This is a genomic window from uncultured Campylobacter sp., from assembly GCF_937890585.1.
GTDB lineage: Bacteria > Campylobacterota > Campylobacteria > Campylobacterales > Campylobacteraceae > Campylobacter_A.
Window position 1 is genome coordinate 1 of the sequence record NZ_CALACG010000369.1, and the last position, 7,017, is coordinate 7,017.

The 7,017-nt window shown below is 42.7% G+C and carries 7 protein-coding genes; 4 read left to right on the forward strand and 3 right to left on the reverse strand.

Annotated elements, in window-relative coordinates; genetic code table 11:
• The first annotated feature begins 461 nt into the window (after positions 1-461).
• From ispG to Q0296_RS11010, 4 genes are read left to right on the forward strand one after another with little or no spacing between them, the layout of a single operon-like run.
• The gene (gene ispG / locus Q0296_RS10995; protein ID WP_103645169.1) at positions 462-1,520 is read left to right on the forward strand and encodes a flavodoxin-dependent (E)-4-hydroxy-3-methylbut-2-enyl-diphosphate synthase; all 1,059 of its coding nucleotides are present in this window, start codon (positions 462-464) and stop codon (positions 1,518-1,520) included.
• 4 nt (positions 1,521-1,524) lie between these two features.
• Entirely contained in the window at positions 1,525-2,937 is a 1,413-nt protein-coding gene (locus Q0296_RS11000; protein WP_107829419.1) for a replicative DNA helicase, read from the forward strand.
• A gap of 2 nt (positions 2,938-2,939) precedes the next feature.
• Positions 2,940-4,187, forward strand: a complete 1,248-nt coding sequence (locus tag Q0296_RS11005) for a ComEC/Rec2 family competence protein (RefSeq protein WP_298040536.1) — start codon at positions 2,940-2,942, stop codon at positions 4,185-4,187.
• Between the two features lie 51 nt (positions 4,188-4,238).
• On the forward strand, positions 4,239-4,610 hold the full coding sequence (locus Q0296_RS11010; RefSeq protein WP_298040538.1) for a hypothetical protein: 372 nt from the start codon (positions 4,239-4,241) through the stop codon (positions 4,608-4,610).
• A gap of 17 nt (positions 4,611-4,627) precedes the next feature.
• Here the strand turns inward: Q0296_RS11010 and Q0296_RS11015 are convergent, their stop codons facing one another.
• The 3 genes from Q0296_RS11015 to Q0296_RS11025 all read right to left on the reverse strand — a co-directional run.
• Entirely contained in the window at positions 4,628-5,491 is an 864-nt protein-coding gene (locus Q0296_RS11015) for an EamA family transporter (protein WP_298040540.1), read from the reverse strand.
• Complete coding sequence (locus tag Q0296_RS11020) at positions 5,488-6,723, reverse strand: TolC family protein (RefSeq protein ID WP_298040542.1); 1,236 nt, start codon at positions 6,721-6,723, stop codon at positions 5,488-5,490. Before Q0296_RS11020 ends, Q0296_RS11015 begins: the two co-directional genes overlap by 4 nt.
• Positions 6,720-7,017, reverse strand: a 298-nt coding sequence (locus Q0296_RS11025) for an efflux RND transporter permease subunit (RefSeq protein WP_298040545.1), incomplete at its 5' end; no start/stop codon positions are given. The genes Q0296_RS11020 and Q0296_RS11025, both read right to left, overlap by 4 nt.

Below are 7,017 nucleotides of genomic sequence, written 5' to 3' on the forward strand. Positions count from 1 at the left end.
CGTCGGCAGCGTCAGATGTGTATAAGAGACAGACGTTCTGCTTGCAGTTGCGAGCTTGCGAAGCAAAAGAGCTCCCTTCCCCCTTAACAATCCCCTGTCTGCTCGCAGTTACGAGACGAAGCCCGAGTAAAGCCCCAACGACGTTAGAGGTGCATGCTTCAGTGCTAAAGCACTGCATGTGATTAAAAATTAAGACTAATTTTATTTATCAACCAAATAAGGGTCAAACAAATTTTAAAATTTCATGAGCAAGTGATTTTGGCTCTAAAATTTGAGCTAAGCGGTAAGCAAAGCCAAATTTTAGTAGTCAATTCTTACAAGTGAGTGAAATTTTAAAATTTGCATTTACGATACATGAGCCTTAATTGCAAACTGCCTGCGTTTATAAACTTTATTAATTTTTCAAGCCTTTTAAAAGCCATTTTTTCTTATAATCCCCAATAAAATTTAAAGGCAAAATTTTGCAACGATACCCGACAAAACAGATAAAAATTCGCGATGTTTTAATAGGCGGTGACGCACCGATCTCCGTGCAGTCAATGACATTTTCAAAGACAAAGGACGTAAAAGGCACGCTAGAGCAGATACAAAGGCTATATTTTGCAGGCTGTGACATCGTGCGCTGCGCAGTTTTTGACAAAGAGGACGCCAGCGCGCTAAAGCAGATCGTCGCCAGCTCACCCATCCCAGTCGTTGCAGACATTCATTTTAACCACACCTACGCGCTTATAGTTAGCGAATTTGTCGATGCTATCCGCATAAATCCAGGCAACATCGGCTCAGCTAAAAACATAAAAGCAGTCGTTGATGCCTGCAAACAGAGAAATTTACCCATCCGCATAGGCGTAAATTCTGGCTCGCTTGAAAAGCAGTTTGAGGACCGCTACGGCCGCACGGTTGAGGCGATGGTGGAGAGTGCCTTATACAACATCAAGCTTCTTGAGGATTTTGACTTTACGGACATTAAAATTTCACTTAAATCAAGCGATGTCGAGCGCACTATGCAAGCTTATAGAGCACTTCGCCCAAAGACAAACTACCCATTTCATCTAGGCGTAACAGAGGCAGGTACCACTTTTCACGCGACTATCAAGTCCGCGATCGCACTTGGCGGGCTTTTGCTTGAAGGCATCGGCGATACGATGAGAGTTAGCATCACGGGCGAGCTTGAAGAGGAGATCAAAGTCGCAAAGGCGATCTTAAAAGATAGTGGCCGCCAAAAAGAGGGGCTAAACATCATATCATGCCCAACTTGTGGGCGTTTGCAAGCTGACCTCATGGCAGCAGTAAAGCTCGTAGAAGAAAAGACAAAAGGGATAAAAGAGCCGCTAAACGTCTCGGTGATGGGCTGCGTGGTAAATGCGATCGGCGAGGCAAAAGGCGCAGACGTAGCCATAGCATTTGGCAAGGGAAATGGCATGATCATGCGACACGGCGAAGTGGTCGCAAGGCTACCTGAGAGCGAGCTTGTGGATAGATTTTTACAAGAGATCGACGACGAGATAAAGAGCAGAGGATAAAGCAGTGGCAAAAGAGAGACTTAACGAGATAGAATTTAGCAACCTTTACGACCTTGATATGGAGCGAGCCATACTAAGCTCGATCATCGCAAACAACGATGCTTTGGGCGAAATTTTTGACACGATAAAGGCTGGGGACTTTTACCTAAAGGCTCACGCGCAAATTTACAAAGCGATGGTTGATTGTCTAAACGGCGACGTGCCTATCGCATCGACGTTTATCAAAAACAAGCTTGGCGAAAACTACGATGACAACGTCATGGCGAGCATTTTAGCCACAAACTCGATCATCGACATCCAAAGATACGCAAACGAGCTAAAAGAAAAGTCGATAAAACGCAGTCTAGTAAAGATCGCCCACGACATCCCAAGCAAGGTAAATGAAGACAAAGCTAGCCGCGATATGGTCGATGAGCTAAGTCAGGAGTTTTACTCGCTAGTCGATGGCAGCGGCACTGGCAGCATCAGAGATAGCGAAGATATCATAAAAAGCTTGATAGTGCATATGCAAAAGCAAGCTGCCCTAAACGAGCGCGATATCATCGGACTAAACACCGGCTTTAAAAAGCTAAATGAGATGATAAAGGGCTTTAAAAATGGCGACCTCATCATCATCGCAGCACGTCCTGGCATGGGCAAAACGACGCTTTGTCTAAATTTCATGGGGCACGTTTTAAAAAGTGGCGCTGGTGTCGTCTTTTTCTCACTTGAGATGCCAGCAGAGCAGATCATGATGAGGATGCTAGCAGATAAGACCTCGATCCCGCTTCAAGAGATAATGACAGCGAGCCTGGACGACGAGAAGCTCGCTCACTTTAGCCATGCATGCAGCGAATTTTCGCACGCAAAACTCTTCGTGCACGATAGCGGCTACGTAAATATCCACCAAGTAAGGACGCAGCTTCGCAAGCTAAAGTCAGCTCATCCTGAAATTTCACTCTGCGTCATCGACTACATCGGCCTTATGATGAGCACAAATAACTTCGCCGACCGCCACATACAAATAGCTGAAATTTCTCGTGGCTTAAAGCTTCTAGCGCGCGAGCTGGATATGCCTATCATCGCACTTTCGCAGCTAAACCGCGGCCTTGAAGCACGCGCGAACAAGCGCCCTATGCTAAGTGACCTAAGAGAGTCAGGCGCGATCGAGCAAGACGCCGACATCATCCTTTTTGTATATAGACACGAGGTCTATCTGGAGCAAGAGGAGAACGAGAAAAAGAGCAAGGCAGCAGCCGAGGGCAAACCTTATCAAAGCGAGCACGTTTTTAACAAGCTTCAAGAAAACGCCGAGATCATCGTTGGCAAAAACAGAAACGGCGAAGTGGGATCCATCGACGTGCTCTTTCAAAAGCAATACTCGCGCTTTTGCGATATCGCCACCACACCAGTGCAATCAACTGAATTTAAAGAGTAAATTTGCCAAAAAGCAGGCGTATATTTTATTTTCTCCTGCTTTGTCTTTTGCTTTTTTGCCTAAATTTAGCGCTTAAATTTCATGAATACAGCGCTTTTATGGAGCTTGGCGAGCATGACGTCCTAGGCAAAGTAAGCGTAAATTTCACCAAAGAAAAAAATGGCAAAAAGCGCCAGATCATTAGGATCGACACCTCAAATTTTAGCTTTTATACAACCGCTTCTAAAAAAGATGAGATCGCTCTTTATGACGTCGTGGCACTTAGCGTTCAGCCAATAGACGTGAGCTTTACGGACTATCTTGGCGGCTCATTTTACATGCCAAGCTACGATAGAGCCGTTATCAAAAGAGATGAGAGCCTAAGGCAAAGGGCTATAAATTTCATCTCCGCCCAGCACGAAAACGCTAAAATTTCGCAGCTTTTCTCAGCGCTCTTTCTTGGCACAAACGTCTTTGGCGAGCTAAGAGATGATGTCTCAAACTGGGGCGTGGCGCACCTCATCGCCATTAGCGGCTATCACCTTGGCGTCATAAGCACAGTTTGCTTCTTTCTTTTAAAGCTAGTTTTTAAGCCCATTTACGCAAGATATATGCCTTACCGCTCATATATTTTTGACTTTACTATCGCCGTATTTTTGGTGCTTTGCTTTTACTTTTACATGATCGGCTTTATAGCAAGCTTTTTGCGGGCATTTTTGATGAGCATGGCTGGCTTTTATATGATCTGCAAAAAGATAAAGATATTAAATTTCTACACGCTTTTTGGCGTTATCTTATTTAGCGTCGCCCTATTTCCGCAGCTTCTTTTTAGTATTGGCTTTTATTTTTCATGCCTTGGCGTCTTTTATATTTACGTCTATCTTTTCTATTTTGCGCCCAGATTTAGCCTACTAGCAAACTCGCTACTTTTAAATTTATATGTCTTTTTTGCTATGGAGATTGCGGTGCTTTACTTTTTCCCACTCATTAGCCTCTTGCAGCTTAGCGTGCTAGCTATCAACTACCTATTTGGCGTATTTTATCCACTAAGCTTTTTACTTCATCTCTTTGGATATGGCGGCATTTTTGATGAAATTTTAAGCAAAATGCTAGCTTTTAGACTAAGTTCTGGCAGCCTTCATATAAGCACATTTGTCTTTTTACTCTATAACGCCATCACACTTTTATGTGTTAAATTTAAGCCAGCAGCACTTTTACCACCGCTCTTTGGCGTGGCATCGTTTTTGATTTTTTTGCTAAATTTTTCGTAGTCAAAATTTATTTAAATTTGCCGATATGCTTTTAAATTTAAAGGTGTAGCGATGCAGATAAACTCAAATTTTATAAATTTAAACAAAAGCACTCCCAAAAGTGAGCTAAATTTAAAGGCTGATGAAGCAAATTTAAAAAGTGAAAATTCTCAAAACAGCGACAAAAGTGCTATCTTGCATGATGCTTCAAATTTAGTTAGCGAAACAAATAACCAGAGCGAGAGTAGCGCCGATGTCATAAAAAAGCAGTTAGAAAAACTGCAAAAACAGCTAAAAGAGATTGATAGCGCGATAAAACAGGCAAGTGCAAGCAAAAATCCATACGCAAAAGAGATAGTGGCCTCACTTCAGACCCAAAAAGGGTCTATATTTGCTCAGATAATGCAGCTAAACGCCCAGCTTGTAAAGATGCAAGGCGCTTAAGTAGATCAAATTTAACCTCACACAGCCTTTACGCCGTAAAAATTCATGATTTTATTGTGAATTAGTAGCGAGACATACATTATCACAGCGCCCAAAATAAGCCTTGTTAGATTAGTGTCCTTTTGCCAAAAGAGTAAATTTACGATGATAGCAGCTGGTATGAGGGCGTTGTTCATGATGGCAAGCACGCCGCTATCGACCTCGCAAGCCCCCTTGTTCCACATAAAATATCCAAGCCCACTAGCGACTATGCCAAGCCACAAAAGCACCAAAGTTTGCGTTAGATCTACATGAAATTTAGCTGGATTGCCAAGGGTTATTAGTGCGATCACTGCTACAAAAAACGCTCCAAAGTGAAAGTAGCCAAAGACTTTTTTTTGATCCACGTCAAACCTCTCCAAAAGCGCCTTATAGGCACTTTGCCCTGCTCCAAAGCATATATTTGCCCCTTGCACCAGCAAAAAGCCCTTTAGCACACCCTCATTTATCGCACCATACTTGATAATAAGCGCGCCAAAGACCGCTACGCCAACGCTAAAGAGATAAAGCGGCCTAAATTTAAAGCTAAATGCGTCATATATAAGCGTCACATAAAACGGCGTAAAAATGGTAAAAAGTGCGACTTCTGGCACGCTTAGATACAAAAACGAGTTGTAGTAGCAAAGATACATTAGCCCTATTTGCACCGCTCCGATCGCCATTATGCCAAGGGCGAGCTTTGGATTTACCCCGCGAAATTTCGTAAATGGCAAAAAGACCATGCTTGCAAGCGTAACACGCACAAAAACGGCTAGGTAGCTATCTACTTTGCCCGCTAAAAACTCACCTATCAAGCTAAAGCTAAACGCCCATAAAATGGTCACGAAGATCAGTTTATTCATTCTATCACCACCTCATTTATATTTCTTGCGCACTCAAAAAAGTATTCAAGCTTGTTTAGCTCGAGCAGATCGCCATTTAGGATGAAATTTGCCCTGTAGCTAAAATTTTTCTCACTTACAAACAAAAACTGCTCAAATTTTACCTTGCCGCTAAGATAGCCATTTAGCAGGTCATTAAAGTCGCTATCAAGGCTATCTTGTTTTAGCGAGTCTAAATTTAGCCTAGCACTTAAGCCCTCTATCACGCCTCTTAGATCCTTTAGCCTAGCTATTATCCTATTTTCTTCGTCGCTTAGATCAAGTGCAGCCTTTTGCTCCTCTATGCGCTTAGTTTGGCTTTGCTTGCTAAGGCTTAGGCTATCTGGCAGCTTCCACTCAAACTCCACTCTAGGCTTGTTCGCATCAGCATACGCATCAACCATCTGTGAAGTCGTCCTCTCGCCTTTTTTAAAGCTGTTATTATTCACACTTTGCGTATCTTTTAAGTAAATTTTTGGGGCAAATTTGCTCTTTTGCTTCTCATTTTCTTGCTCTTTTATATATTTTTCTTGCTCCATCGCCCCAAGTTTAGCGCTTATATCATCTTTGCTAAAATCAGGCATCACTATCTTTGAGCCAGCATTAAAGCCGATTTCGCAGTTTGAGAGCAAATTTATCCTTGAGTTTAGCTCAGCTAGCTTAAGCCCAAGCTCGTCAAGCTCGGCTCTTTTTTTATTTAAGGGGAAATTTATCGCATCAAATTCGCTCTTATCTATCTCGCCATACTCAAACCAAAACTCATTTTCAGCCGCAGCCTTGGCAAAGCTATCTACAAATTTTGTCTCTAAATTTATGAGCGAATTTAGTGCAACGGCGTTAAAATAGACCTTTGCGACCTGAAAAGCAGTGAGATTCATAAGCTCTTCATCTTTGTAAATTTTCTCCACGCCCTTGTGGTCTAAAATTTTATCCGAAGCCTCACTCGCACCGCCGTCAAAGATGAGATACTCGACCTTTGCCGTGATTGATCCAGCCTTTGTCATATACCCACCCTTTAGCTCGTCAGGCACAAAGGTATATCTGCCATCAAGGGATAAATTTAGCTTGTTGCTCTTATTTTTATTTATATATTCGTTTTTATTAAATTCTTTCAAACTCTCAAGCTTCGCACTTTGCGCCAGAGCGATGATCTCTAGTAAATTTCCAGCCCAAAGAGGCAAAGCAAAGAGCAAAACCGCCAAAATCTTCTTCAAATTCTCTCCCTTTCATAAAATTTTCTTATAAATTTATCAAGATTATAGACCCATGCAAAAAGCACTGGTACGACAAGTAGACTAAGCAAAGTCGAGCTAATGAGCCCAAAGATGATACTTATAGCCATAGGTGAGTTTGCCTCAAAGCCAGCACCCCTGCTAAGAGCAAGAGGCAGCATGGCAAATATCATCGCAAAAGTAGTCATCAGTATCGCTCGCAGTCTTTTGACGCCCGCGCGCACGATAGCTTCGTTTAGCTCCACGCCCTCGTTTGCGTAGCGGTTGGCAAAATCC

What these genes read in the sequence shown, in the direction of transcription:
- Q0296_RS11010 (WP_298040538.1), top strand. Translation starts at nt 4,239, where the DNA reads ATGCAGATAAACTCAAATTTTATAAATTTAAACAAAAGCACTCCCAAA.
- Q0296_RS11015 (WP_298040540.1), bottom strand. Translation starts at nt 5,491, where the DNA reads ATGAATAAACTGATCTTCGTGACCATTTTATGGGCGTTTAGCTTTAGC.